General features: G+C 62.6%; 22 protein-coding genes. 18 read left to right on the plus strand and 4 right to left on the minus strand.

The features are described 5' to 3' along the window. Window positions 1-160 precede the first annotated feature (160 nt). The 8 genes from AC0L2B_RS12685 (at window position 161) to AC0L2B_RS12720 (ending at window position 8,188) form a co-directional block, all read left to right on the plus strand. On the plus strand, window positions 161-1,393 hold the full coding sequence (locus tag AC0L2B_RS12685; protein ID WP_473745578.1) for an ABC transporter substrate-binding protein: 1,233 nt from the start codon (window positions 161-163) through the stop codon (window positions 1,391-1,393). A 110-nt stretch (window positions 1,394-1,503) separates the two neighbouring features. Beyond that, window positions 1,504-2,397, plus strand: a complete 894-nt coding sequence (locus tag AC0L2B_RS12690) for a carbohydrate ABC transporter permease (RefSeq protein WP_473745579.1) — start codon at window positions 1,504-1,506, stop codon at window positions 2,395-2,397. Next, window positions 2,390-3,325, plus strand: a complete 936-nt coding sequence (locus tag AC0L2B_RS12695) for a carbohydrate ABC transporter permease (protein WP_473745580.1) — start codon at window positions 2,390-2,392, stop codon at window positions 3,323-3,325. The genes AC0L2B_RS12690 and AC0L2B_RS12695 overlap by 8 nt, the downstream gene beginning before the upstream one ends. Window positions 3,326-3,327: 2 nt before the next feature. Continuing rightward, complete coding sequence (locus tag AC0L2B_RS12700; RefSeq protein WP_287194669.1) at window positions 3,328-4,425, plus strand: ABC transporter ATP-binding protein; 1,098 nt, start codon at window positions 3,328-3,330, stop codon at window positions 4,423-4,425. Between the two features lie 55 nt (window positions 4,426-4,480). Beyond that, window positions 4,481-5,227, plus strand: coding sequence for a sugar phosphate isomerase/epimerase family protein (locus AC0L2B_RS12705; RefSeq protein WP_091595529.1), 747 nt, complete (start codon window positions 4,481-4,483; stop codon window positions 5,225-5,227). 12 nt (window positions 5,228-5,239) lie between these two features. After that, window positions 5,240-6,400 carry a Gfo/Idh/MocA family protein gene (locus tag AC0L2B_RS12710; RefSeq protein ID WP_091595531.1) on the plus strand — a complete coding sequence of 387 codons (1,161 nt, stop codon included), beginning with the start codon at window positions 5,240-5,242 and terminating at the stop codon, window positions 6,398-6,400. A gap of 151 nt (window positions 6,401-6,551) precedes the next feature. Further along, a complete protein-coding gene (gene mgrA / locus AC0L2B_RS12715; RefSeq protein WP_473745581.1) occupies window positions 6,552-7,598 on the plus strand; it encodes an L-glyceraldehyde 3-phosphate reductase in 1,047 nt (348 codons plus the stop codon). A 185-nt stretch (window positions 7,599-7,783) separates the two neighbouring features. Further along, window positions 7,784-8,188 (plus strand): Fur family transcriptional regulator, encoded by a 405-nt coding sequence (locus tag AC0L2B_RS12720; protein ID WP_473745582.1) that lies wholly within the window; start codon window positions 7,784-7,786, stop codon window positions 8,186-8,188. A 132-nt stretch (window positions 8,189-8,320) separates the two neighbouring features. Here the strand turns inward: AC0L2B_RS12720 and AC0L2B_RS12725 are convergent, their stop codons facing one another. Next, a complete protein-coding gene (locus AC0L2B_RS12725) occupies window positions 8,321-8,755 on the minus strand; it encodes a hypothetical protein (protein ID WP_473745583.1) in 435 nt (144 codons plus the stop codon). A gap of 2 nt (window positions 8,756-8,757) precedes the next feature. Then, window positions 8,758-11,724, minus strand: a complete 2,967-nt coding sequence (gene polA / locus AC0L2B_RS12730; RefSeq protein WP_473745584.1) for a DNA polymerase I — start codon at window positions 11,722-11,724, stop codon at window positions 8,758-8,760. A gap of 403 nt (window positions 11,725-12,127) precedes the next feature. Between polA and AC0L2B_RS12735 the strand changes: the two genes are divergently transcribed. From AC0L2B_RS12735 to AC0L2B_RS12770, 8 genes are all read left to right on the plus strand, one after another. Further along, the gene (locus AC0L2B_RS12735) at window positions 12,128-13,513 is read left to right on the plus strand and encodes a M20/M25/M40 family metallo-hydrolase (protein WP_473745585.1); all 1,386 of its coding nucleotides are present in this window, start codon (window positions 12,128-12,130) and stop codon (window positions 13,511-13,513) included. Between the two features lie 110 nt (window positions 13,514-13,623). Next, window positions 13,624-14,244, plus strand: coding sequence for a ribonuclease D (locus AC0L2B_RS12740; protein ID WP_023797414.1), 621 nt, complete (start codon window positions 13,624-13,626; stop codon window positions 14,242-14,244). Window positions 14,245-14,295: 51 nt separating this feature from the next. Further along, complete coding sequence (locus tag AC0L2B_RS12745) at window positions 14,296-14,544, plus strand: hypothetical protein (RefSeq protein WP_023797415.1); 249 nt, start codon at window positions 14,296-14,298, stop codon at window positions 14,542-14,544. A gap of 105 nt (window positions 14,545-14,649) precedes the next feature. Then, on the plus strand, window positions 14,650-14,904 hold the full coding sequence (locus AC0L2B_RS12750; protein WP_473745586.1) for a GlsB/YeaQ/YmgE family stress response membrane protein: 255 nt from the start codon (window positions 14,650-14,652) through the stop codon (window positions 14,902-14,904). A gap of 26 nt (window positions 14,905-14,930) precedes the next feature. Then, window positions 14,931-15,077, plus strand: coding sequence for a hypothetical protein (locus AC0L2B_RS12755; protein ID WP_023797417.1), 147 nt, complete (start codon window positions 14,931-14,933; stop codon window positions 15,075-15,077). A 207-nt stretch (window positions 15,078-15,284) separates the two neighbouring features. After that, window positions 15,285-15,674, plus strand: coding sequence for a hypothetical protein (locus tag AC0L2B_RS12760; protein WP_023797418.1), 390 nt, complete (start codon window positions 15,285-15,287; stop codon window positions 15,672-15,674). A gap of 450 nt (window positions 15,675-16,124) precedes the next feature. Then, window positions 16,125-18,377 carry a transglycosylase domain-containing protein gene (locus AC0L2B_RS12765; RefSeq protein WP_473745587.1) on the plus strand — a complete coding sequence of 751 codons (2,253 nt, stop codon included), beginning with the start codon at window positions 16,125-16,127 and terminating at the stop codon, window positions 18,375-18,377. A 56-nt stretch (window positions 18,378-18,433) separates the two neighbouring features. Further along, window positions 18,434-19,186: an SDR family NAD(P)-dependent oxidoreductase gene (locus AC0L2B_RS12770; RefSeq protein WP_473745588.1), complete on the plus strand. Its 753-nt coding sequence runs from the start codon at window positions 18,434-18,436 to the stop codon at window positions 19,184-19,186. A gap of 68 nt (window positions 19,187-19,254) precedes the next feature. Here the strand turns inward: AC0L2B_RS12770 and ybaL are convergent, their stop codons facing one another. Both ybaL and AC0L2B_RS12780 read right to left on the minus strand, forming a co-directional pair. Beyond that, complete coding sequence (ybaL, locus tag AC0L2B_RS12775) at window positions 19,255-21,024, minus strand: YbaL family putative K(+) efflux transporter (protein WP_473745589.1); 1,770 nt, start codon at window positions 21,022-21,024, stop codon at window positions 19,255-19,257. A 198-nt stretch (window positions 21,025-21,222) separates the two neighbouring features. Then, window positions 21,223-21,672, minus strand: coding sequence for a baeRF12 domain-containing protein (locus tag AC0L2B_RS12780; protein ID WP_027153079.1), 450 nt, complete (start codon window positions 21,670-21,672; stop codon window positions 21,223-21,225). A 439-nt stretch (window positions 21,673-22,111) separates the two neighbouring features. Here AC0L2B_RS12780 and cysG point away from each other — a divergent pair, with 439 nt between their 5' ends. Both cysG and AC0L2B_RS12790 read left to right on the plus strand, forming a co-directional pair. After that, window positions 22,112-23,563 carry a siroheme synthase CysG gene (gene cysG, locus AC0L2B_RS12785; RefSeq protein ID WP_473745590.1) on the plus strand — a complete coding sequence of 484 codons (1,452 nt, stop codon included), beginning with the start codon at window positions 22,112-22,114 and terminating at the stop codon, window positions 23,561-23,563. Beyond that, a complete protein-coding gene (locus AC0L2B_RS12790; protein ID WP_023797424.1) occupies window positions 23,560-23,865 on the plus strand; it encodes a DUF2849 domain-containing protein in 306 nt (101 codons plus the stop codon). Before cysG ends, AC0L2B_RS12790 begins: the two co-directional genes overlap by 4 nt. Window positions 23,866-23,902 lie beyond the last annotated feature (37 nt).

The raw sequence follows: 23,902 nt of genomic DNA on the forward strand, positions 1-23,902 counted from the left end.
GATTGCAGCCTGGCTTGCTGCGGTGCAGTAGGCGGACATTGCGCGGCGGGTTTGTTCGCGGCTCGAAAAAATGCCGAGTTGCTCCTGTTCGGGGGTTGCGCGCCTCTAACAATTGCCGTATCGAAAATCTGTAACGTTTCAGATTCTGGGAGGAGCCGAAATGCGATACCAAATCATGACCGCTGCGTTGGCAGTGACAACCGCGCTCGCCGCCCCGGCGGCAGCGACGGATCTGGAAGTCACCCATTGGTGGACTTCAGGCGGCGAGGCGGCGGCGGTCGCCGAATTCGCCAAGGCGTTCGACACGACAGGCAATCATTGGGTCGACGGCGCCATCGCCGGCTCCGGCGGCACGGCGCGGCCGATCATGATCAGCCGCATCACTGGCGGCGACCCTATGGGCGCCACCCAGTTCAACCACGGAAGGCAAGCGGAAGAATTGGTGCAGGCCGGTCTGATGCGCGATTTGACCGAGCTCGCCACCAGGGACAAGTGGGCGGAAATCGTCCAGCCGAAGAGCCTGCTCGACGGCTGCACCCTCGACGGCAAGATCTATTGCGTGCCGGTCAACATTCACTCCTGGCAGTGGCTGTGGCTGTCGAACGCGGCCTTCGAAAAGGCCGGTGTGCCGGTGCCGAAGAATTGGAATGAATATGTCGCGGCCGCCCCCGCGCTGGAGAAGGCAGGCATCATACCGCTGGCGGTCGGCGGGCAGCCCTGGCAATCCTCGGGCGCCTTCGACGTGCTGCTTACGGCGGTCGGCGGCACGGACGCTTTCTTGAAGGTCTATCGCGACAAGGATGCCGAATTCGCCGCCGGGCCCGAAGTCGCGAAGGTATTCAAGGCCGCGGACGATGCCCGCAAGATGGCGAAGAACACCAATGTGCAGGACTGGAACCAGGCCACCAATCTCGTCATCTCCGGCAAGGCCGGCGGCCAGATCATGGGCGATTGGGCGCAGGGCGAGTTCCAGGTTGCCGGGCAGACCGCCGGCAAGGACTATACGTGTCTTCCCGGCCTTGGCCTGAACGAGGTCATCGCCACCGGCGGCGACGCCTTCTACTTCCCGCTGCTGCAGGACGCGGAAAAGTCCAAGGCGCAGGAAGCGCTGGCCGAAACGCTGCTCGATCCCAAGACGCAGGTCGCCTTCAACCTCAAGAAGGGCTCGCTGCCGGTGCGCGGCGATATCGACCTCAAGGCGGCGAACGACTGCATGAAGAAAGGGCTCGACATCCTTGCCAAGGGCAGCGTCATGCCCTGGACGGACCAGCTGCTGTCGCAAGACACCCAAAAGCAGAAGGAGGACCTTTTCTCCGAGTTCTTCGCCAAGCCGGACATGACCGTGGAAGAGGCGCAAAAGCGCTTCGCCGACATCGTCGCCTCAGCGGACTGACGATCGACGAACCGCTCGCTCCCGGCCCGCCGCGGGGCCGGGAGCTCCGGGTCAAGAGACTCTTCGGCCCTGACCCTCCCGCCCCTACCCGATCCAGCCCGGCTGTGCAGATGAGCAAGAGCGAACGCCCCAACCAACTCTTCCGCAACCTTAATGCCAAGGTCGCCTCTATTCCGATGGTCCTCACTGCACTGGTGATCTTCGTTGGCGGCAGCGCGTGGACGGTGCTCTATTCCTTCACCAATTCAAAACTGCTGCCGCGGCTGAAGTTCGTCGGGCTCGACCAGTATTATCGGCTGTGGTCGACGCCGCGCTGGCTGGTCTCGATCGAAAACCTGCTGGTCTACGGCGTGCTGTCGCTGGTGTTCTCTCTGGTCATCGGCTTCATACTGGCGGCGCTGCTCGACCAGAAGATCCGCTTCGAGGACACGTTCCGCACCATCTTCCTCTACCCGTTCGCGCTCTCCTTCATCGTCACCGGCCTGGTCTGGCAGTGGCTGCTCAACCCGGAGTTCGGAATCCAGGGGGTGGTGCGCGGCCTCGGCTGGGAAAGCTTCAGCTTCGATCCGCTCTACAATTCCGACATCGTCATCTACGGCATCCTGATCGCCGCGCTCTGGCAAGGCACCGGGCTGATCATGTGCCTGATGCTGGCGGGCCTGCGCGGCATCGACGAGGATATCTGGAAGGCCGCGCGGGTGGATGGGATACCCACCCTAAAAACCTATCTGTTCATCATCATCCCGATGATGCGACCCGTCTTCATCACCGCGCTGGTCATCATCGCTGCCGGCATCGTCAAGGTCTATGACCTGGTCGTCGCCCAGACCAGCGGCGGTCCCGGCATCGCCTCCGAAGTGCCGGCCAAATATGTCTATGACTACATGTTCTTCGCCCAGAACCTCGGCCAGGGTTTTGCTGCCTCGACCATGATGCTGCTGTCGGTGGTGGTCGTCATCGTTCCCTGGGCCTATCTCGAATTCGGAGGCAAGAAGCGTGGCTGATCTTGCCGTTCCCCTGCCTGCCGGTACGGGCTCTATCGGGCTTGGGGCATCCGGGCCGCGAGGGCCGAAGCCGCGGCATGTGTTCTCGCGCCGCAACATCTTCCTCTACGGCACGCTGATCGTGGTGGCGCTGTATTATCTGCTGCCGCTCTACGTGATGGTGGTGACATCGCTCAAGGGCATGCCGGAGATACGCCTCGGCAACATCTTCTCGCCGCCGCTCGAGATCACCTTCGAGCCTTGGGTGAAGGCCTGGTCCAGCGCCTGCACCGGCCTCAACTGCGACGGGCTCTCGCGCGGCTTCTGGAATTCGGTGCGCATCACCGTTCCGTCGGTCATCCTGTCGATCGCCATCGCTTCGGTGAACGGCTACGCGCTTGCCAACTGGCGCTTCAAGGGAGCCGATACTTTCTTCGTCATCCTGATCGTCGGCGCCTTCATCCCCTATCAGGTGATGATCTATCCGATCGTCATCATCCTGCGCGAGATCGGCCTCTACGGCAGCCTAAGCGGCCTGGTGATCGTCCATTCCATTTTCGGCATGCCGATCCTGACGCTGTTGTTCCGCAACTATTTCACTTCCATGCCGGAGGAACTGTTCCGGGCGGCGCGCGTCGACGGCGCCGGCTTCTGGGGCATCTATTTTCGCATCATGCTGCCGATGTCTCTGCCGATCTTCGTCGTCGCCATCATCCTGCAGGTGACCGGCATCTGGAACGACTTCCTGTTTGGCGTCGTCTACACCCGCCCCGACACCTATCCGATGACGGTGCAGCTCAACAACATCGTCAACTCGGTGCAGGGCGTGAAGGAATACAACGTCAACATGGCCGCCACCATCCTGACCGGCCTGGTACCGCTCGTCGTCTACTTCGTTTCCGGCAAGCTTTTCGTGCGTGGCATCGCCGCCGGCGCGGTGAAAGGATGATGATGACAAGACTCGAAAATCCCAGCGTCTCAATCCAGGACCTGTCGCTGAATTTCGGCGCAATCTCGGTGCTGGAAACCCTCAACATCGATGTCGCCGAGGGCGAGTTCATCGTGCTGCTTGGGCCGTCCGGCTGCGGCAAGTCGACCTTGCTCAACTGCATCGCCGGCCTGCTCGACGTTTCGGACGGCCGCATCTTCATCAAGGGCAAGAACGTCACGTGGGAGGAGCCCAAGGACCGTGGCATCGGCATGGTGTTCCAGTCCTATGCGCTCTACCCGCAGATGACGGTGGAGAAGAACCTGTCGTTCGGGCTGCGCGTCGCCGGCATTCCCAGGGACGAGATCGCCAAGCGCATTGCACGGGCCGCCGAAATCCTGCAGATCGAGCCGCTGCTGCAGCGCAAGCCGTCGGCGCTTTCGGGCGGCCAGCGCCAGCGTGTGGCGATCGGGCGGGCGCTGGTGCGCGACGTCGACGTCTTCCTGTTCGATGAGCCGCTCTCCAATCTCGATGCCAAGCTGCGCGCCGAACTGCGTGTCGAAATCAAACTGCTGCACAGCAAGCTGCAGAACACCATGATCTATGTCACCCACGACCAGATCGAGGCGATGACTCTGGCCGACCGCATCGCGGTGATGAAGGGCGGCGTCATCCAGCAGCTCGACGCACCGCAGACCATCTACAATCGCCCGGTCAACCGTTTCGTCGCCGGATTCCTCGGCTCTCCGGCAATGAATTTCCTCGACGGCCGGCTGGAGAAGGACGATGGCAACTGGCACTTCGTCGCCGAGGAAGTGCGGATCCCGCTTGCCACCTACGCTTTCGAAAAGGAGCCGGTGCCGGGAGCGGCGGTGTTCGGCATCCGGCCCGAGCATGTCGCGTTCAACAGCGGCACTGGATGGCCGTTCACAGCCACGGCAAACGTCGTGGTCGTCGAACCCATGGGGTCCGACACGCTGGTCTGGCTAAAGCTCGCAAATCAGAATTTCACCGTGCGGGTGACATCTGAGCGCACGCCAAACAACGCCGACACCGTGAGCATCGGTTTTGACCCGATGCGCGCTTCGCTGTTCGACGCTGCCACCGGCACTCGCCTGTAACACCCCGAGAATTCACCCTCCAAGCACATCCATCCCCAGAGAACGGACAGAGACGATGAATTGGTCATTCCAACTTTACAGCGCGCGCAATTTCCAACCTTGGGCAGGGGTGCTCAAGATGCTGGGCGAGCTCGGCTACGCGCAAGTCGAAGGGTTCGGCGGCGTCTATGACGACCCCAAGGCGTTTCGCGCCGAACTCGACAAGAACGGGCTCGCCATGCCGACCGGCCATTTCTCGATCGATGCGCTCGAGAACGATTTCGACGGCGTGCGCAAGATCGCCGACGCGCTCGGCATCACGCTGCTCATCTGCCCCTATCTGGTCGCCGAGAGCAGGCCAACCGATGCCGCCGGCTGGCGCAGCTTCGGCGCGCGCCTGGCCAAGGTCGGCGAGACGGCTGAAAAGGCCGGCTACGGCTTTGCCTGGCACAACCATGATTTCGAGTTCAAGAAGCTTGCCGACGGTTCGGTGCCGCAGGACCATATCCTGGCGGTAGCGCCCGACATCGGCTGGGAGATGGACGTCGCCTGGGTGGTGCGCGGCGGCGAAGATCCGCTGCCCTGGATCGAGAAGCATGGCAAACGCATCGCCTCCGTCCATGTCAAGGACATCGCCAAGCCCGGCGAGGGCCTCGACGAGGACGGCTGGTCGGACGTCGGCAACGGCACGATCGACTGGGCCGCTCTGATCCAGGCGCTGCGCGCCAACAGCGCCGCCAAATACTACGTCATGGAACACGACAACCCCAACGATATCGATCGCTTCGCCCGCCGCTCGATCGCAGCCGCCAAGACCTTTTAGGAGCAAACCAGCATGGCAAGAAAACTTGGGGTCGGCGTCATCGGCTGCGGCAACATCTCGAAGGCGTATTTTTCACTGGCGCCGCTGTTTCGCGGCATCGAGATGCGCGCCTGCGCGGATATCGACATGGATGCGGCCAAGACTCGGGCGAAGGAGTTCAAGCTGCGCGCCGAGACAGTCGAAGGGCTGCTCAAGGCCGGCGACATCGACATCATCGTCAACCTCACCATTCCGGCGGTGCACTATGAGGTTTCGAAACAGATCCTCGATGCCGGCAAGCACGTCTATTCGGAAAAGCCGTTCGTGCTGTCGGTCAAGGAAGGGCTCGACCTGAAGAAACTGGCGGAGAGAGACGGACTGCGCATCGGCTCGGCGCCCGACACTTTCCTCGGTGGCGCGCACCAGCTTGTCCGCAACCTGATCGACAGTGGCAAGCTCGGCAAGATCACCAGCGGCACATGCCACGTGATGAGCCATGGGATGGAGCACTGGCACCCCAATCCGGATTTTTTCTTCCAGCCTGGCGCTGGTCCGGTGCTCGATATCGGACCCTATTACATCACCAACCTGATCCAGCTGATCGGGCCGGTGAAGCAGGTGGCGGCCTTGGCGACGATTCCGTCGACGGAACGGACGATCTCGTCCAAGCCGCGCGCGGGTGAAAAAATCCTGGTCGCCACGCCGACGACGATCCACGGGGTGATGGAGTTCGAAAATGGCGCCGTGGTGACGCTCAATACCAGCTGGGACGTGTGGAGCCATGGCCATGCGCCGATGGAACTCTACGGCGAATTGGGCACGGTGTCTTTGCCGGATCCGAATTTCTTCGGCGGCGACGTTCGCTTCACCAATGGCGCCAAGCTGGTCAAGAAGCTGCCAAAGTGGCAGCATCCGTTCGGCGTGGCCAACCAGATGCATTCGCACGGCATGATGGCCAATTACCGCACCGCCGGTCTCGCCGATATGGCCCTGGCTATCGCGGAGGGCCGGCCGCATCGCTGTTCGATGGAACTGGCGCTGCATGCCGTCGATGTGATGACCGGCATGTTGCGGTCGGGCGCGAGCGGAAAGTTCGTTGCCATGCAGACCACATGCGAACGGCCTGCGGCACTGGGCGTAAAAGATGCGGAAGGGCTGTTGGCGAAGAAGAAACCCTCGGCGAAGAAGAAGTAGCGTATGCGCTTCAGCGAATGCGACACGTTTCTGTTTACCGACGAACCCTCTCCCCATAGAAACCGGCAGAGGCTAAGGGTGAGAGGCAGAGTCGACTCACCCTTTTTTGCGTTGGCAGCTGCCGCGCTCGCTTTCGATTTGAGGATCTCCCATGCCCTATGTGCCCGCTGAAAACCGCTACGAGAACATGGTCTACAATCGCTGCGGGCGATCCGGCCTGAAATTGCCGGCGATCTCGCTCGGGCTCTGGCACAATTTCGGTGACGACACGCCGCACCGGACCAAGCAGGCGATCGCGCGCAAGGCCTTCGATCTCGGCATCACGCATTTCGACCTAGCCAACAATTACGGCCCGCCGCCCGGTTCGGCGGAGACGGCTTTCGGCGAAATCCTGCGGACGGATTTCTCCTCTTTTCGTGACGAGCTGATCATCTCGACCAAGGCCGGGTATGAGATGTGGGCCGGACCCTATGGCGAGTGGGGCGGGCGCAAATATGTGCTGGCCAGCCTCGATCAGAGCCTGAAGCGTATGGGGCTCGACTATGTCGACATCTTTTATTCGCACCGCTTCGACCCTGATACTCCGCTGGAAGAAACGATGGGCGCGCTCGATCACGCGGTGCGCTCGGGCAAGGCGCTTTATGCCGGCATCTCCTCCTACAATTCGCAGCGCACACGCGAGGCCGCCGACATATTGAAGCAGCTCGGCACGCCTTGCATCATCCATCAGCCGAGCTATTCGATGCTCAACCGCTGGGTCGAGGACGATGGTCTGCTCGACACGCTGGAGGGGCTCGGCGTCGGCTCAATCGTGTTCACACCGCTGGCGCAAGGCATGCTGACCGACAAATATCTCGGCGGCATCCCTGAGGGCAGCCGCGCCAGCCAGGGCAAGTCGCTGCGGCCAGCCTTCATCAACGACAAGACCATCGTCAACATCAAGGCGCTGAACGCCATCGCCGGCCGACGCGACCAGACGCTGGCGCAGATGGCGCTGGCCTGGGTGCTGCGCAAGGGCCGGGTGACCTCGGCGCTGATCGGCGCCAGCCGGCCGGAACAGGTCGAGGATTGCGTCGGCGCGCTGAAGGCGCTCGATTTCAGCGATGCCGAACTCGCCGAAATCGACACCTACGCGCGCGAGGCCGACATCAATCTGTGGGCCGCCTCCGCCGAGCGCAAGGGTCCGCCACGCAAGTGACAATCACTTCAGGTTTGCATCGATTGGCATAGCCAAACAATGCCTCGGAGTTGGCCGGCTTCTGGGCCATGCCGACACAGAGACAGTAGCAAAAAGGCCGGTTCGTCGCTATCTGGAGAGAATTGAAGCCGCTTGCATGCGGAAAATGACGAGCAACCGGCGCAAAACGGGTTGGAAACAGGATCATGGCGGCAAGGGATGTGCTGACGAAAAACCAGTTGTGCGTGCTCGAGAAACTCGAGGCCGCCAGCGGGCCGCTCAGCGCCTATACGTTGCTCGACCAGCTGCGCGATCGGGGTTTTCGTGCACCGCTGCAGGTCTATCGCGCGCTCGACACGCTGGTGAAATCCGGCTTCGTGCATCGGCTCGAAAGCCTAAATTCCTTTGTCGCCTGCGCCGAGCCGCACGACCACAGCCATTCGATGACCGCCTTTGCCATCTGCGACACATGCGGGCAGGTGACCGAATTTTCCAACCATGATGTCGGACACCGGCTCGACGAATGGGTGCGCTCGACCGGTTTTGCCGCCAAGAAGGCGGTGATCGAATTTCGCGGGACCTGTGCCAAATGCCTGGCCGAGGCAGCCTGAGCGCCACGCAACTCCGTTAGAACAGCATAGCTAAGTTTGAAAGTGTGACTGCGGTGGGAGATGTTTTGACTCTCACGAACACAAAAGATTCGCTCGGGTCATTCGAGTCCAAGAACGGTGCTAGTGAGGCAGTTATCTCTTTACAGAGCTGTCATCATCCATAACGCAGTACCATCGCGAGTTTGGTTCAAGGTTCGCGGCAAGTTCGCCTTTTTGCGTGGGTGCACGCATGGCATCGATTATTCGCTTTACTCGATTGTCTAAATCACCGCTGCTTATGACCGGCTGTTGCTTGGGCATCCCCGTCAGTAGTTTAATTTCCAACTTTACGCCGACGCCGACAGCGTCCCCGTAAAATGGGACAAATAGCTGGTCACCGACCTTCTGCAAAAAATTTGGTGCGTTTGCTACGAAATTTGAATCTTCCCATTTTTTGAGTACCGCAAACGGTTCTTTGCCCCATAGGCCTTCTAACTGGCGGTGGAAACTCCTTCGCATATTCCAAATCGCATCAAGGCTGCTTGCCTTTGAAGGGATCTGGCCGCGATAGGTGAGATAGATGTCCAATCTTAGTGCGCCTCTTCCCAATTGTCGGCGGCGCGGGCGTCGACGTGTAGCGGCACTGACATCGACACCGCCGGCATCGCGGCGTTCTCCATAACATGGCGCACGACGGGGATCGTCGCCTCGACCTCCGCTTCGGCCGTCTCGAAGACCAGTTCGTCATGCACTTGCAGCAGCATGCGGGCGGACAGCTTCGCCTTTTCCAGCGCTTCGTCCATGCGGATCATGGCGCGGCGGATGATGTCGGCCGCGGTGCCCTGCAGCCGGGCGTTGATCGAGGCGCGCTCGTTGAAGGCACGGACCGACGGGTTTGACGACCGTATCTCCGGGTAGTGTATGCGGCGGCCGAAGATCGTTTCGACATAGCCGTATTCGCGGGCATAGGCCTTGGTCGCGTCGATATAATCGCGGATGCCGGGGAAGCGTTCGAAGTATTTCTTGATGTAGGCGCCGGCCTCTTCGCGCGGGATCGACAGCTGGTTGGCCAGGCCAAAGGCGGAAATGCCGTAGATGATGCCAAAATTGATCGCCTTGGCGCGGCGGCGTACCTCCGAGGGCATGCCCTCGACCGGGACGTTGAACATCTCCGAGGCGGTGATGGCGTGGATGTCGGCGCCGTCGGCAAACGCCTGCTTGAGCTGCGGGATCTCGGCGACATGGGCGAGCACGCGCAGCTCGATCTGGCTGTAGTCGGCGGAAACCAGCTTGTTGCCCTTGTCGGCGATGAACGCCGTCCGGATCTTTCGCCCCTCGACGGTGCGTACCGGAATGTTCTGCAAATTGGGATCGGAGGACGACAGCCGGCCTGTCGTCGTTGCGGCAAGCGCGTATGAGGTGTGGACGCGCTTCGTATCGGGATGGACGAAACCGGGCAGCGCGTCGGTATAGGTCGATTTCAATTTGGTCAGCTGGCGCCAGTCGACGATCTTGCGCGGCAGCTCGTGGCCTTCTGCGGCGAGGTCTTCCAGGAGCTGGGCCGAGGTCGACCATTGGCCGGTCTTGGTCTTGGAGCCGCCGGGCAGGCCCATCCTGCCGAACAGGATGTCGCCGAGCTGTTTCGGCGAGCCGATATTGATGCGCTCGCCGACGAGCTGGTAGATCTCGTCCTCCAGCCGCGCGGCGCCCTGTGCCAATTCGCCGGAGAGCCGCGACAGGATCTGCCGGTCGACGGAGATGCCGCGCTGCTCCATCCTTGCCAGAACCGGCACCAGCGGCCGTTCCAGCCGCTCGTAGACCGAGACGAGGCCCTTGGCGGCAAGCCGCGGCTTCAGCACCCGCCAGAGCCTGAGCGTCACATCGGCGTGCTCCGCGGCATAGGCCGTTGCCTTGTCGATGTCGACCTGGTCGAAGCCGACGAAGCTTCTTCCAGAGCCGGCCAGTTCCTTGAGGGCAATGGTCGAGTGGCCGAGCCATTTTTCCGACAGAGCCGCCATGCTGTGGCCGCCGGACGTGCCTGCGTCGAGCACGTAGGAAACCAGCATGGTGTCGTCGAAGGGGGCGATATCGATGCCGTGGCGGCTCATGACGACGATGTCGTATTTCAGCTCCTGAACGATCTTGAGAACCGACCTGTCCTCCAGCAACGGCTTCAGGATGGCAAGCGCCTCACGGATCGGAATCTGGTTTTCGACCACTCCGCCGCCGAGCAGGTCGCCATTGCCGCGTTTGTGGGCGAGCGGCACATAGGCGGCGCGACCGGGCGCAGTGGCTATGGACAGGCCGATCAACTCGGCCTGCATCGGATCGGGTGAATTGGTCTCGGTGTCGAAGCCGACGATGCCGGCGTCCATCGCCACGGCCACCCATGCCTTCAACACTTCAGTGTCGCGGATGGAGACGTAGGCGCTGGTGTCGATCTTGCTGGCGGTGGCGTCCTCGAAGCGAAGCGCTGAGAGAAGCGATGGGGTGTCGCCTTGCTTGGGTTCCACCTTGACGGTGGCCGGCACCGCTTCCCCGGCTTCGTCTGTCACTGTGCCCGCCGCGCTTTCGGCGGCGCCCGGCACGCCAAACCCCATATCGGGACCATGCGCGGTGTCGGCGCGCTCGATAATGACGGACATGGCCTTGACGTCAGCCGCTTCTGTTCCGGTTGCTTCCGCCACGCGGCGGGTCAGCGAGGAGAATTCCATCGTCTTGAGGAAGCCGATCAGCCTTGGTCCGTCCGGCGGGTGCAACACGAAATCATCGAGCCCGCTGATCCCCGGCACGTCGTTCTTCAGCGTCACCAGTTCACGCGAGATGCGCGCCTTGTCGGCGTTGGCGATGATCGATTCGCGGCGTTTGTCCTGCTTGATCTCGGCGGCGCGGGCGAGCAGCGTATCGAGATCGCCGAACTGTTCCAGCAATTGCGCTGCGGTCTTCGGCCCGATGCCGGGCACGCCCGGCACATTATCGACCGAATCGCCGGTCAGCGCCTGCAGGTCGATCATTTTTTCCGGCGGCACGCCCCATTTCTCGATCACCTCGGGAACGCCGATCTGGCGGTCCTTCATCGGGTCGTACATGGCGACCGAAGGGCCGACCAGCTGCATCAGATCCTTGTCGGAGGAGATGATGGTGGTGTCGGCGCCGGCTTCGCAGGCAAGCCGGCAATAGGTGGCGATCAGGTCGTCGGCCTCGTAGCCTTCCGTCTCGAGGCAGGGCAGGTTGAAGGCCCTGGTCGCCTGGCGGATCAGGCCGAACTGCGGGATCAGATCTTCCGGCGGCGCCGAGCGGTTGGCCTTGTATTCGGGGTAGAGATCGTTGCGGAAGGTTTTCGACGAATAGTCGAAGATGACGGCGAAATGCGTCGGCACGATACCGACATCGGTGTTGCGGGCGTCCTGCGTCAGCTTCCACACCATGTTGCAGAAGCCGAGCACGGCACTGGTCGGCAGTCCATCGGATTTGCGGGTCAGTGGCGGTAGCGCGTGATAGGCACGGAAGATGTAGCCGGAGCCGTCGACAAGGAAGAGATGATCGCCTTTTTTCATGGGACGAAGGGATAGCGCGGCGCGGCGTCGTGGTCCATGCCAAAGGCGGCCTCAACCGCCGGTTCCGGCAATACCCTGACAGGACGATCCGATCACGGCTATGTTACGAAAGTGTAATCTTCGTGCCCTTGAATCGCCACGTTCGGAGACACAGATAAACGCCATCGGCATTTTTCGCCGAGGTCCGGAGCAAGGCCCGTCCCCCGCCTATCCCGGACACTTGCGGCAGCCTATCCCCCCTCTCCGGGCTGCCGCATCGTTTCGAGTAAAGGCCGCCGTGGTTCCCCCTCCACCACGGCGGCATTTTTTTGCCTTTCGGTGCCCGTGGTCCAACGACCGCCGGCTTTTCGTTTCTGCCGCGCAGCTTTAGGGTTGCCGCTCAGAATCGAAAGGCTTTATAAAAATGTCCAGAATTTCTCCCGTCCTCGACCGCCTCGACAAAAATCTCGACGAGAGCCTGGAGCGCCTGTTTGGCCTGCTCAGGATCAAGTCGATCTCCACCGATCCATCCTATGCCGCAGACTGCCGCAAGGCGGCAGAATGGCTGGTGGCCGAGCTCAGACTGATCGGCTTCGACGCCAGCGTGCGTGACACGCCAGGCCATCCGATGGTGGTGGCGCACCATGGCGGGCCGGCGGGCGCGCCGCATGTCCTGTTCTATGGCCATTACGACGTGCAGCCGGTCGACCCGATCGAGCTTTGGGAAAGCGATCCGTTCGCGCCTTCGGTAAAGCAGATCGAGCCCGGCCGCCAGGTGATCGCGGGACGTGGTTCGGCCGACGACAAGGGGCAGTTGATGACCTTCGTCGAGGCTTGCCGCGCCTGGAAGCAGGTGCATGGCGGGCTGCCGTGCCGCATCACAATTCTGTTCGAGGGCGAGGAGGAGTCCGGCTCGCCATCGCTGAAGCCGTTCCTCGAGGCAAATGCGGCCGAACTCAAGGCCGACTTCGCGCTTGTCTGCGACACCGGCATGTGGGACCGCGAAACACCGTCCATCTGCGTCGCGCTGCGCGGGTTGGTGGGCGAGGAGATCACGGTGAAAGCCGCCGACCGCGACCTGCATTCCGGTCTCTACGGCGGTGCTGCCGCCAATCCGATTCGCATCCTGGCCAGGATCCTGGCCGACATCCACGACAAGGACGGCCGCGTCACCATTCCCGGTTTCTATGACGGTGTCGAGGAGACGCCTTCGCAGATCCTGAAGTCGTGGGAGGCGCTCGGCGAGACCGCTGAGACGTTCCTTGGGCCCGTCGGCCTGTCGATCCCTTCCGGCGAACACGGCCGCTCGGTGCTCGAACTCACCTGGGCGCGGCCGACTGCCGAGTTCAACGGCATTATAGGTGGCTATACCGGCAAAGGGTTCAAGACGGTGATCGCGGCGGAAGCCTCGGCAAAAGTGTCTTTCCGCCTCGTCCACAAGCAGAACCCGGAAAAGATCCGCGCCGCTTTCCAGGCCTTCGTCAGGGAGCGCATCCCGGCCGACTGCTCAGTCGATTTCCACCCGCATGGCGGCTCGCCGGCGATCCAGCTTTCCTACGACTCGCCATTTCTCGCCAAGGCCAAGGACGCGCTGTCCGACGAGTGGCCGAAGCCGGCAGTGACCACGGGAAGCGGCGGCTCGATCCCGGTGGTCGGCGATTTCCAGACTTATCTCGGCATCGAATCCTTGCTTGTCGGTTTCGGGCTCGACGATGACCGCATCCATTCGCCGAACGAGAAATACGAGATGAGTTCCTTCCACAAGGGCCAGCGCTCGTGGGCGCGCATTCTCGACGCGCTGACACGCTGAGAGGGCCAGACTGCAACTTTCTGTTGATTTTTCATCGGATCGCGGCGAGGACGGGATAGAGCGACGCGCGCCCAGTTGGACGCACGAATGGGCCGCGACCGGAGAAGACGATGAGCGATATCCGCTTCCACAAGAACGACCTGCCCGGGCTCTTGCACTACGACGTCGGGGCGGTCGCGATCGACACGGAGACGCTGGGGCTCAATCCGCATCGCGACCGGCTTTGCGTGGTGCAGATCTCGCCGGGCGACGGTTCCGCCGACGTCATCCAGATCGCGCCCGGCCAGAAGAAGGCGCCAAACCTCGTCAGCCTGCTCAGGAACCGCAGCATAACCAAGCTGTTCCATTTCGGCCGTTTCGATCTCGCCGTCCTCTATAACGCCTTCGGCGTCATGCCAGAGCCGGTGTTTTGCACCAAGATCGCCTCGCGGCTGACCCGAACCTACACCGACCGGCACGGGCTGAAGGACATTTGTTTTGAGCTTCTCGGCGTCAGCCTGTCGAAGGCGCAGCAATCGTCGGACTGGGCGGCGGAGACACTGTCGCCCGAACAACTCGAATACGCAGCCTCCGACGTGCTTTACCTGCACCAGCTGCGCGATGTGCTGACGATGCGGCTGGCGCGCGACAACCGGACCAAGGAGGCCGAGGCCTGCTTCCGCTTCCTGCCGACGCGTGCGAAACTCGACCTGATGGGCTGGGATGAGGCAGACATCTTCGCCCACAGCTAAGTGGAACCAGGCGTTCGCCTCGACGTTCTATCGATCGATGGAGGGGATGAAATGGCTGCCAGAAAACCAATCGAAACAGCACCCAGGGATGGCTCCAAGGTCACCGTCTACTGGAAGGACAGCGACGGGGTGATGAACGAATCCATCGCGCAGTACAGGTCGCTCGACCGGCTGAAAGCGGCCGGCGGCGACTGGGACGAGAACGACACCGGCTGGTGGGCCTATACGGACGGTCATACGCAAAGAAAGATCGAGCCGATCAGCTGGCGGCCTGCATCCGGGGATGACGACGGCGAATGACGCCGCTGGCGGCGCCGGCTTCTTTCCAATAGGTTGGACCTGTTGCAATCGGAGGTCGATTCGGAGCTTTCCGCTCCGCGACCATTCGCTCGGGAGGGATCTGCAATGGGTACTGAGAGCCTGCTTGTCTTCACCATCATCGGCGCCATCGCCGGCTGGCTCGCCGGCTTGATCGTCAAGGGTTTCGGCCTCGGCCTGATCGGCAATATCGTCGTCGGCATCGTCGGCGCCTTGATAGCCGGCTTGCTCTTCCCAAGGCTGGGATTCGCCATAGGCGGTGGCATACTTGCCTCCATTATCCACGCCACGATCGGCGCGGTGATCCTGCTCGTGCTGATCAAGCTGGTGAAGCAGGCCTGATCCTGCGAAGCACATCAAGGCGCGCCATGAAACAGAACATGCTCTATCTCGTCATCGGCGCGCTCGTCGTCGTGGTCATCGCGCTCGGCATCTATGTCTATCGCGAGCAAACCAGGCCGGAGGGCGTGGAACTCAAGATCGACGACAAAGGCATTTCGATCCAGCAGAACTGAGCGGCGTTGGGGTGGCACGGCAGAGGTGCCGATGATCTAACCCTATCAGGCCGAAAATTGACGATAAGGCAGGGGCCGCTCCATCCTTCGATGCACCCGGATAGAAGCCAAGCCGGATATGGAATGAGAGTGACGTATCGACACATTCGCGGTATGATCTTGGTACAGGGAGTTTGGGGCCAACCCACCTACTATTAGGAGGTTGCCATGAGGCACCAAACACTGGACCAACTGCATACGGTGGCAAAGGTACACAGAGACCCAACACCTCCTGCAATGGACCGAACCCAGCGTCTCGAACGTTGGTCAAAACTTCTTGAACGGCAGCCCAACCGACTCCTCACCGCACTTATCGGGACCGAATATCGTTCGTCACCCGAGCGCGACATTATGCGTGGCGAAGGCTCGCCAATATCGGTTGCCTTCGAGGATTCGGTCCTGCGCGATGAGGGGCTGAAAGACGATACTTATGGCGAAGCAAAGCGTTTCTTCGAATTGACCGACGATGAGCTCCACGAAATTGTCTGCTACTGCCATGTGGGCGAGACGATGCAATCATCCTGGGCAGCGCTTTCCGTTCGTGCTGCGATTGGCTAAGGCATGATCCCCAGTACGCGTAACTTTGGTAACAAGGTCATGCGTAGATTCAATGGGTTAGAGCGCGATCGAACGCACTTTACCGATCGCGCTCTAATGACGAGCATAGATTGCGGCTACCTTGCTATTGGCGGTCCGCGCCGAACGACTGCGGCTGGGCAGTTGATGCCGAAATGCGAGAACGCTCCGCCGTCTCGCGATAGACGCCATTGTTGCCGACCGCCAGGAGCAAGGAACGGAGCGGTGACGTGCCGTAACGCATTGAACTAACTTTGAACCATTTAACCCGCCCTTAAATCGCCGCATCTACTCTTCACCCCGAACGCCATGGAGCGACGTGCGTCCGTTCGGACGCACAGAGTGCGCTCTACGACTTTGAAGCTTCGCATCGGCCCGAAAATTGCGATTTTCAGGCCGATGCGACAAGCGTCGGGACAGACAGCACAGCGCATGGCGAACCGCAGAGACAGCCGCATCGAACCGAGCTTCGAGGGACCGCCGCGGGCGAAATCCTCGGCCGGTTTTTCGGTGAGCGAGGAGGATCGCGTCGTGCCGAGTAACCGCAACACCTCTGCAAAGCGCCAATCGGCCAGGGCAAAAGCGTCGCGTCGCGGGCGCGGCAAAAGCCGGCGCGGCCTGTTCGGCGTGCTCGGCCGGTTGGCCTACTGGTGCTTCGTGCTGGCCATCTGGGGCGGCATCGCCGCTGCCGGCATCGTCGTCTATTACGGCGCGAAAATGCCGGCGGCCACCACCTGGGCCATCCCCGACCGCGCGCCCAATATCAGGATCGTCTCGGTCGACGGAAAACTGCTCGCCAATCGCGGCATGAGCGGCGGCGAAGCCGTCGGCCTGCATGAAATGTCGACCTATATTCCCGAGGCCGTCATCGCCATCGAAGATCGCCGCTTCTATTCGCATTTGGGCATCGACCCGATCGGTCTGTCCAGAGCCATGGTGGCCAACGTTGTCGGCGGGCGTTTTTCGCAGGGCGGTTCGACGCTGACCCAGCAATTGGCGAAAAACCTGTTCCTGACACCCGATCGCACGCTGGAACGCAAGGTGCAGGAAGTGCTTCTGGCGCTCTGGCTCGAGCACAAGCACACCAAGGACCAGATCCTCGAAATGTATCTCAACCGGGTCTATTTCGGCTCCGGCGCCTATGGTGTCGAAGCGGCCTCGCGCCGCTATTTCGGCAAGAGCGCGCGCGACGTCACGCTGCCCGAAGCCGCACTCCTCGCCGGCCTGTTGAAAGCGCCGTCGCGACTGTCTCCGGCGCGTGACCCGAAGGCGGCCGAGCAGCGCTCGCAGCTTGTTCTCGCCGCCATGCGCGACGAAGGCAAGATCAGCGCCAAGGAACTGACCACGGCGATGAGCGCGCCGGCGTCGCGGGTGGCATCCTACTGGACGGGCTCGGAAAACTACGTCGCCGACGCCATCGTGGAAGAACTTCCCGACCTGATTGGCGACGTGCGCGGCGACATCATCGTCGACGCCACCGTCGACCTGACGCTGCAGAAGCTCGCCGAACAATCGATCCGCCGGCTGATCGACGGCAGCGGCAAAAAGCTCAATGCCAGCCAGGGCGTGCTGGTGTCGATCGACAATTCCGGCGCGGTACGCGCCATGGTCGGCGGCTATGATTATTCGACCAGCCAGTTCGACCGCGCCTCGGAGGCGCGCCGCCAGCCGGGCTCGGCGTTCAAGCCCTTTGTTTACATGGCGGCGCTGGAAGCCGGCCGCACGCCCGACAGCGTGCGCAATGACGCGCCGATCAAAATTGGCAAATGGACGCCCACCAACTACGGCGGCAAGTATTTCGGCAAGGTGACGCTGGCGACGGCGCTGGCGAAGTCGCTGAACTCAGTGGCCGCCCAGTTGACCATGGAAGTCGGGCCTGACGCGGTCGTCGAGGCGGCGCATCGCATGGGTGTCCAGTCCGACCTCACGGCCAACACCTCGATCGCGCTCGGCACCTCCGAAGTGACACCGCTGGAACTGACGTCGGCCTATGTCCCCTTCGCCAATGGCGGCTACCGGCCGGATGTCCATTTCATCCGCCGGGTGACGACAGCCGGCGGCAAGGTGCTCTACGACAACAATGGCGGCGCCCCGCGCGTCATCAAGCCCGAGATCGTCGGCATGATGAACTCTATGATGATGGGCACCGTTGAAATCGGCACTGCCAGGAAGGCGGCCTTTGCCTGGCCGGCCGCCGGCAAGACCGGCACCAGCCAGAATTCGCGCGACGCCTGGTTCATCGGCTATACCGCCAATCTCACCACCGGAGTCTGGTTCGGCAATGACGATGGCGGTCCGATGAAGAAGGTCACCGGCGGCGCGCTGCCGGCGCAGGCCTGGCATGAGTTCATGGTCGCCGCGCACGAAGGCGTGCCGGTGCGGCCGCTGCCCGGGACATGGCGGTCGACGCCTGCCGATACGATCGTGCAGGACGAATTACCGCCCAACACGGCGCAACCGGCGCCGGTGCCGTCCGCTTCGGTTGGCCAATCCGCGCCGTCCGCCCAAAAAGCGTCGCCGCCTCGCGCCGTGCGTCCCGCCGAAACGGTCGATGCCGGCGGCTTCGGCATGCCGGGCGGTGGCGGCACCACCGCATCGATCAAGCGCCCGGTGCCGCCCGCCGATGTCGGCGGCCCGGTCAAGAAGCGGCAGACCTCGATCCTCGACATCCTCACCGGCGGCTGACCCCCTCGTCATCGCTGCCGTGTTCCGCTACATCTGCGGTTTAAGAGAGATCGTCAATGGCCGAGACCGACACCAGAAAGACCATCGTGCTGACCGGCGCCAGCCGCGGCATCGGCCACGCCACGGTCAAGCGCTTTTCGCGCGAAGGCTGGCGCGTCATCACCTGCTCGCGCCAGGCCTTTGCCGACGACTGCCCGTGGCCGGCCGGTCCGGAGGACCATATCAAGGTCGATCTCGCCGACCAGGAGGATGTCGGCATCGCGATCTCGGAGATCCGCCATCGGCTGGAGGCGCATGGCGGCCAACTGCATGCGCTGGTCAACAATGCCGGTATCTCGCCGAAGCTCAAGGACGGCAACAGCCGCATGAATTCGATCGACACGCCGATGCATGTCTGGCGCGACGTGTTCCAGGTCAATTTCTTCGCGCCGATCATGCTGGCGCGGGGATTGTTCAGGGAATTGGCGTCGGCTAAGGGCTCGATCGTCAACGTCACCTCGATCGCCGGCACTCGCGTGCATCCCTTCGCCGGCACCGCTTATGCGACGTCGAAGGCGGCGCTTGGCTCGCTGACGCGCGAAATGGCGCATGATTTCGGCCCGCACGGCATCCGCGTCAACGCCATCGCACCCGGCGAGATCGACACCGCGATCCTGTCACCCGGCACGGAAAAGATCGTCGAGACGATTCCGCTGCGGCGGCTGGGCACCACGGGGGAAGTCGCCGACATCATCTTCTTCCTGTGCTCGCAGCAGGCGTCCTATGTGACGGGCTCGGAAATCCACATCAATGGCGGCCAGCACGTGTGAGCTTTTTCACCCTTACCCCCTCTCTAGTTCTTCACGGGGAGAGGGTAAGGGTGAGGGGCGGCGCAGGCTTAGCCTGCTGAAGGCGCTTTCGATGCTGCCAAAACCTCTTCCGCAATCCCACGGGCGATCTCGCGCTCACCCATGATGACCGTGTCGGCTCCGAGCCCCTTGAGATGCTCGACCTCGGCATCGGAGTGGGCGCGGGCGATGACGTTGATCTTCGGGTTGGCGGCGCGGGCGCGCAACACGATCTGTCCCGCCTCGAAGGCGTTGGGGACGGCGAGGATCAGCCGCTTCGCGCCCTCGGGATTGGCTGCGGCGAACACCTCGCTATTCGCGGCGTTGCCTGACACGGTTTCGATGCCGTCGTCCCTGAGCTTCGCCAGCGTCTTGTCGGCATCCTCGATGACGAGGAAGGGCAGGGCGGCCTTCTTCAAGGACGCGCCGACGAGGCTGCCGACACGGCCATAGCCGACCAGGATGGAGTGGCCGGTAAGCGCTGTCCTGGGCGGCGGGCCATCCTCTTTCACAGGTGCCGCAACCGAAGCCAACTGGCCTGGCTCCGTCGCGGGGCCGATCGGCTTTGCCTCATCGAGCGACGCCGCCTTGCCGGCGCGCCTCTCCAGCCATGGTTTCATCCAGTCGACGGCAAGGAACATCAGCGGGTTGAGGACGATCGACAGGATAGCACCGGCGAGGATGAGGTCGCGTCCTTGTTCGGGCAGCAGCTTCAGCCCGACGCCGAGCTCGGCCAGAATGAAGGAGAATTCGCCGATCTGGGCCAGGCTTGCCGAAATCATCAACGCGGTCGCGATCGGATAACGGAAGGCGACGACGATGACGAAGGCCGCCAGCGATTTGCCGATGACGATGATGGCCAGCGTCGCCAAGATAGGCCAGCCATTGCTGACCAGGCTGAACGGGTCGAACAGCATGCCGACCGAAACGAAGAACAGCACGGAAAAGGCGTCGCGCAGCGGCAGCGATTCCTCGGCCGCCTGATGGCTGAGTTCGGATTCGCTCATGATCATGCCGGCAAAGAATGCGCCCAGCGCCAGCGAGACGCCGAATAGCTTGGCCGCGCCGAAGGCAACCCCGAGCGCGATGGCCAGCACCGCCAGCCGGAACAATTCACGCGACCCGGTATGGGCGACGTAGTGCAGGATCCAGGGGATGACCCGGCGGCCGACCACCAGCATAACTACGAGAAAGGCCGCGACCTTGGCCAACGTCATGCCGACGATGCCCCAGACGCCGAAGCTCGCCGGCAGCGACAGCAAACTGCTATGGCTCTCCACTTGCTGCTGGCCACCCAGCACGCCGGCCAACGCCGGCAGCAATACCAGCGTCAGCACCATGGCCAGATCCTCGACAATCAGCCAGCCGACGGCGATGCGGCCGCGCTCGGTCTCGATCAGCCGCCGCTCCTGCAAGGCACGCAGCAGCACAACGGTCGAGGCGACGGAAAGCGCCAGCCCGAACACCAGCCCGGCGCCCATCGACCAGCCGAGCATCCAGGCAAGGCCGGCGCCGAGCGCCGTCGCGAAGCCGATCTGCACGATGGCGCCGGGCACGGCGATGGCGCGGACCGACAACAAGTCCTTCAGCGAGAAATGCAGGCCGACGCCGAACATCAGCAGGATCACGCCGATTTCGGCCAGTTCATTGGCGAGGCCGGTATCGGCGACGAAGCCCGGCGTGTTCGGCCCGACCAGGACGCCGGCGACGAGGTAACCGACCAGCGGCGGGATGCGGAAGCGATTGGCAATTGCGCCGAAGACGAAAGCCAGCCCCAAACCGGCGACGATGGTGGCGATAAGCGGCGTGTCATGCGGCATTGTCTATGGAGCGCCTGTCAAAATTACGATGTCGGATATGCACCGCCCGAAGCAGCCGCCTTGCAATATGGCGGCCCGGATGGCCGCGAGGCAACCCGCAAATGCCATGGATCGACGACAAGGGTGGCAGAAGGCGGGTCGCCTCGGGCTGGCAATGGTTGCTGCTAAAAAGAGATGGCCTGCGCGCCTGATGCCCGATCAGGCGGCCTGCAGCAGGTTTTCGATGTCGACGATGGTGTGGTTGGTCAGCGTCTTGGGAATTTCCGCTGTGATTTTCTCGGCAACTTCCTTGTGCAGTTTTCGACGCATGTCACCCAGTACCTGAGGCGGTGCGATCAGCACCATCTCCTTGAAGGCGCCGCGATGCGCGAGCTTGTACAGCCGCTCGGCAACTTCGTCGGCGAAACGCTCCTTGCCGAGGCGATGCCAGTCAGTGTCCTCGACTGCGCTGCGGTGGACGGATGGGCCGTCGCTGTAGCGGCCAGGGCGGTCCGAACCTTGCTCTCGCGTTGCCGGATTTTCCTGTTCCATCTCCTGCACGACCTGAAGGTCGGGATATTGGGTGTCGCCGCGGTTCTCAAGGAACAGTGCCTTCTCGCCGTCGGCGACCACGACCCACAGTCCGCGTTTCAGCTTGAGGTTGTTCACCGGAGCGCTCCTTTTTCTGTTTTTCATGGTTTTCCAGGCCCGTCTCTGGAGCCATTGCCGCAGCTGGACAGCCAGGCTCGGATTCGCAGAGGAGCAAACGCGCGCCGAGGCAGGAATGTTCCGGTGACGACAAGCACGGCGAGCAAGCCAACCAACGGGGATGACGGTGCTCAGCGCATGTCGGCTTTAATCTACTAGATTGGTAGAATTTAGAAAAAAGTGTTTTGTAATATACTTCGCTTGTCGCTAGAACGGCCGCAGATCAAGGCTCGCAACAGCGGCTTGGATCCGCTCCACTCGTGGGTGTGGAATTTTTTTCTCCTGCCTCTGGTGCTTGCGGAAAAGCGATTGCTTCGCACGAAGCGATGCGCGAGTGCGTTCCTTCTGTTTTTTGGCGCCCGCGCGTAAAACCGACAGCGTATTCAGGATTCCGCTCGCTATGCCGCAGGCCCCCGCCAAGCTCAACGCCTTTCCCGTCTTTATGCGGGTCGCTGGCGAAGCTGTGGCCATCGTCGGCGGCGGCGAGGAGGCTCTGGCCAAGGCGCGGCTGATCGGCCAGTCGAGCGCCGTCTTGCGCATCATAGCCGATGCCCCCGAGCATGATTTGCTGGCCTTCATCGCCGCCAATGGCGCCGTCCACATCGCTGCCGCCTATGAGGCCGCGCATCTCGAAGGCGCGGTGATGGTGTTTGCTGCCAGCGGCAACGAGGCGCTTGACCGCCGCGTTGCCGAGGATGCGCGCCGGCTGGGCATTCCGGTCAATGCTGTCGACCGGCCGGAGCTATGCGATTTCTTCACCCCGGCGCTGGTCAACCGCGCGCCGGTCGCCATTGCCATCGGCACGGAAGGGGCCGGACCGGTGCTTGCCCAGATGCTGCGCAGCCGCATCGACCGCATGCTGTCGCCGTCGCTCGGGCCGCTTGCTTCGCTTGCTGCCTCGTTGCGCGGCACTGTTGAGAGATTGCTGCTGAAAGGCAATGCCCGCCGCCGCTTCTGGAGCGAGTTTTTCGGCGGCGCGCCGGCCCGCGCCATGGAGGCTGGCCAGCTTTCGCAGGCGCACGGTGCTGCCGTCGACCTGTTGCTTTCGAACGCGCCGGCATCGGGTCACATTGCCCTGGTTGGCGCGGGTCCCGGCGCCGAAGACCTGCTGACGCTGCGCGCCCACCGGCTGCTGATGGAAGCCGATGTCATCGTCCATGATGCGCTGGTGCCGGAGGCGATCGTCGCCATGGGCCGTCGCGACGCCGAGCGTCTGCCGGTAGGCAAACGCAAGGGCTGCCACACCAAGAGCCAGGCCGAGATCAATGCGCTGCTGATCGAGCTCGGCCGCGACGGCAAGCGCGTCGTGCGGCTGAAATCCGGCGATCCGCTGGTGTTCGGCCGTGCGGGCGAGGAAATGGCAGCGCTGCGCGATGCCGGCATTGCCTATGAGGTGGTTCCGGGCGTCACCGCGGCCTTCGCCGCCGCCGCCGATTTCGAGCTGCCGCTGACGCTGCGCGGCGTGTCGTCGTCGATGGTGTTCACCACCGGCCACGACCTCAAGGGAAATTCGCTGCCCGACTGGGCAAAGCTCGCCATTTCCGGCGCCACGGTCGCCGTCTATATGGGCCGCTCGGTCGCGGCCGAGGTTGCCGGCCGGCTGATCGAGGCCGGCCTGTCGCCGGATACGGCGGTCGCCGTGGTCGAGAATGCCAGCCTTGCCAACCGCCGCCGTTTCCACGGCACGCTCGCCGACCTGCCGTCGCTGGAGGTTCGCGCCGACCTTACCGGCCCCGTCATGACCATCATCGGCGATGCGGTCGCCGGCGCCAATTTTGAACGTTCCGAGCCGCTGGCGGCACACAGGCATGAAGGCGCGGCCCAAACAGCCGCCGAAGGAGCCGAACGATGAAAGTCCTGACTGCAAACCGCCTCGCCGACGGCGAAGCCGTCTGGTACGCCAATGGCGGCTGGGCCGAGACCATCGACAATGCCGATGTCGCCTATGACAAGGCGGCTGAAGACCGGCTGGAGGCGATTGGCGCCACGGCCTCCGCCAACAATGAAGTGGTCGACGTCAATCTGATCGATGTGACCGTCGCCAATGGTGTGGTCGAGCCGGTCCGGCTGCGCGAAAAGATCCGCGCCGCCGGCCCGACCAACCGCAACGACCTGGGCAAGCAGGCCCGCCCGGTAGCCGCCCGGGCGGCGTAAACGACCACATTGAACACAACGGGCGGACGCGCCCGGA

This window comes from Mesorhizobium sp. WSM4815 (assembly GCF_055811575.1).

Bases quoted from the DNA above. Each gene is read 5' to 3' on its own strand.
- AC0L2B_RS12685 (WP_473745578.1), top strand. From the start codon at position 161: ATGCGATACCAAATCATGACCGCTGCGTTGGCAGTGACAACCGCGCTC.
- AC0L2B_RS12690 (WP_473745579.1), top strand. From the start codon at position 1,504: ATGAGCAAGAGCGAACGCCCCAACCAACTCTTCCGCAACCTTAATGCC.
- AC0L2B_RS12700 (WP_287194669.1), top strand. From the start codon at position 3,328: ATGACAAGACTCGAAAATCCCAGCGTCTCAATCCAGGACCTGTCGCTG.
- AC0L2B_RS12705 (WP_091595529.1), top strand. From the start codon at position 4,481: ATGAATTGGTCATTCCAACTTTACAGCGCGCGCAATTTCCAACCTTGG.
- AC0L2B_RS12710 (WP_091595531.1), top strand. From the start codon at position 5,240: ATGGCAAGAAAACTTGGGGTCGGCGTCATCGGCTGCGGCAACATCTCG.
- mgrA (WP_473745581.1), top strand. From the start codon at position 6,552: ATGCCCTATGTGCCCGCTGAAAACCGCTACGAGAACATGGTCTACAAT.
- AC0L2B_RS12720 (WP_473745582.1), top strand. From the start codon at position 7,784: ATGGCGGCAAGGGATGTGCTGACGAAAAACCAGTTGTGCGTGCTCGAG.
- polA (WP_473745584.1), bottom strand. From the start codon at position 11,724: ATGAAAAAAGGCGATCATCTCTTCCTTGTCGACGGCTCCGGCTACATC.
- AC0L2B_RS12735 (WP_473745585.1), top strand. From the start codon at position 12,128: ATGTCCAGAATTTCTCCCGTCCTCGACCGCCTCGACAAAAATCTCGAC.
- AC0L2B_RS12740 (WP_023797414.1), top strand. From the start codon at position 13,624: ATGAGCGATATCCGCTTCCACAAGAACGACCTGCCCGGGCTCTTGCAC.
- AC0L2B_RS12745 (WP_023797415.1), top strand. From the start codon at position 14,296: ATGGCTGCCAGAAAACCAATCGAAACAGCACCCAGGGATGGCTCCAAG.
- AC0L2B_RS12750 (WP_473745586.1), top strand. From the start codon at position 14,650: ATGGGTACTGAGAGCCTGCTTGTCTTCACCATCATCGGCGCCATCGCC.
- AC0L2B_RS12755 (WP_023797417.1), top strand. From the start codon at position 14,931: ATGAAACAGAACATGCTCTATCTCGTCATCGGCGCGCTCGTCGTCGTG.
- AC0L2B_RS12760 (WP_023797418.1), top strand. From the start codon at position 15,285: ATGAGGCACCAAACACTGGACCAACTGCATACGGTGGCAAAGGTACAC.
- AC0L2B_RS12765 (WP_473745587.1), top strand. From the start codon at position 16,125: ATGGCGAACCGCAGAGACAGCCGCATCGAACCGAGCTTCGAGGGACCG.
- AC0L2B_RS12770 (WP_473745588.1), top strand. From the start codon at position 18,434: ATGGCCGAGACCGACACCAGAAAGACCATCGTGCTGACCGGCGCCAGC.
- ybaL (WP_473745589.1), bottom strand. From the start codon at position 21,024: ATGCCGCATGACACGCCGCTTATCGCCACCATCGTCGCCGGTTTGGGG.
- cysG (WP_473745590.1), top strand. From the start codon at position 22,112: ATGCCGCAGGCCCCCGCCAAGCTCAACGCCTTTCCCGTCTTTATGCGG.
- AC0L2B_RS12790 (WP_023797424.1), top strand. From the start codon at position 23,560: ATGAAAGTCCTGACTGCAAACCGCCTCGCCGACGGCGAAGCCGTCTGG.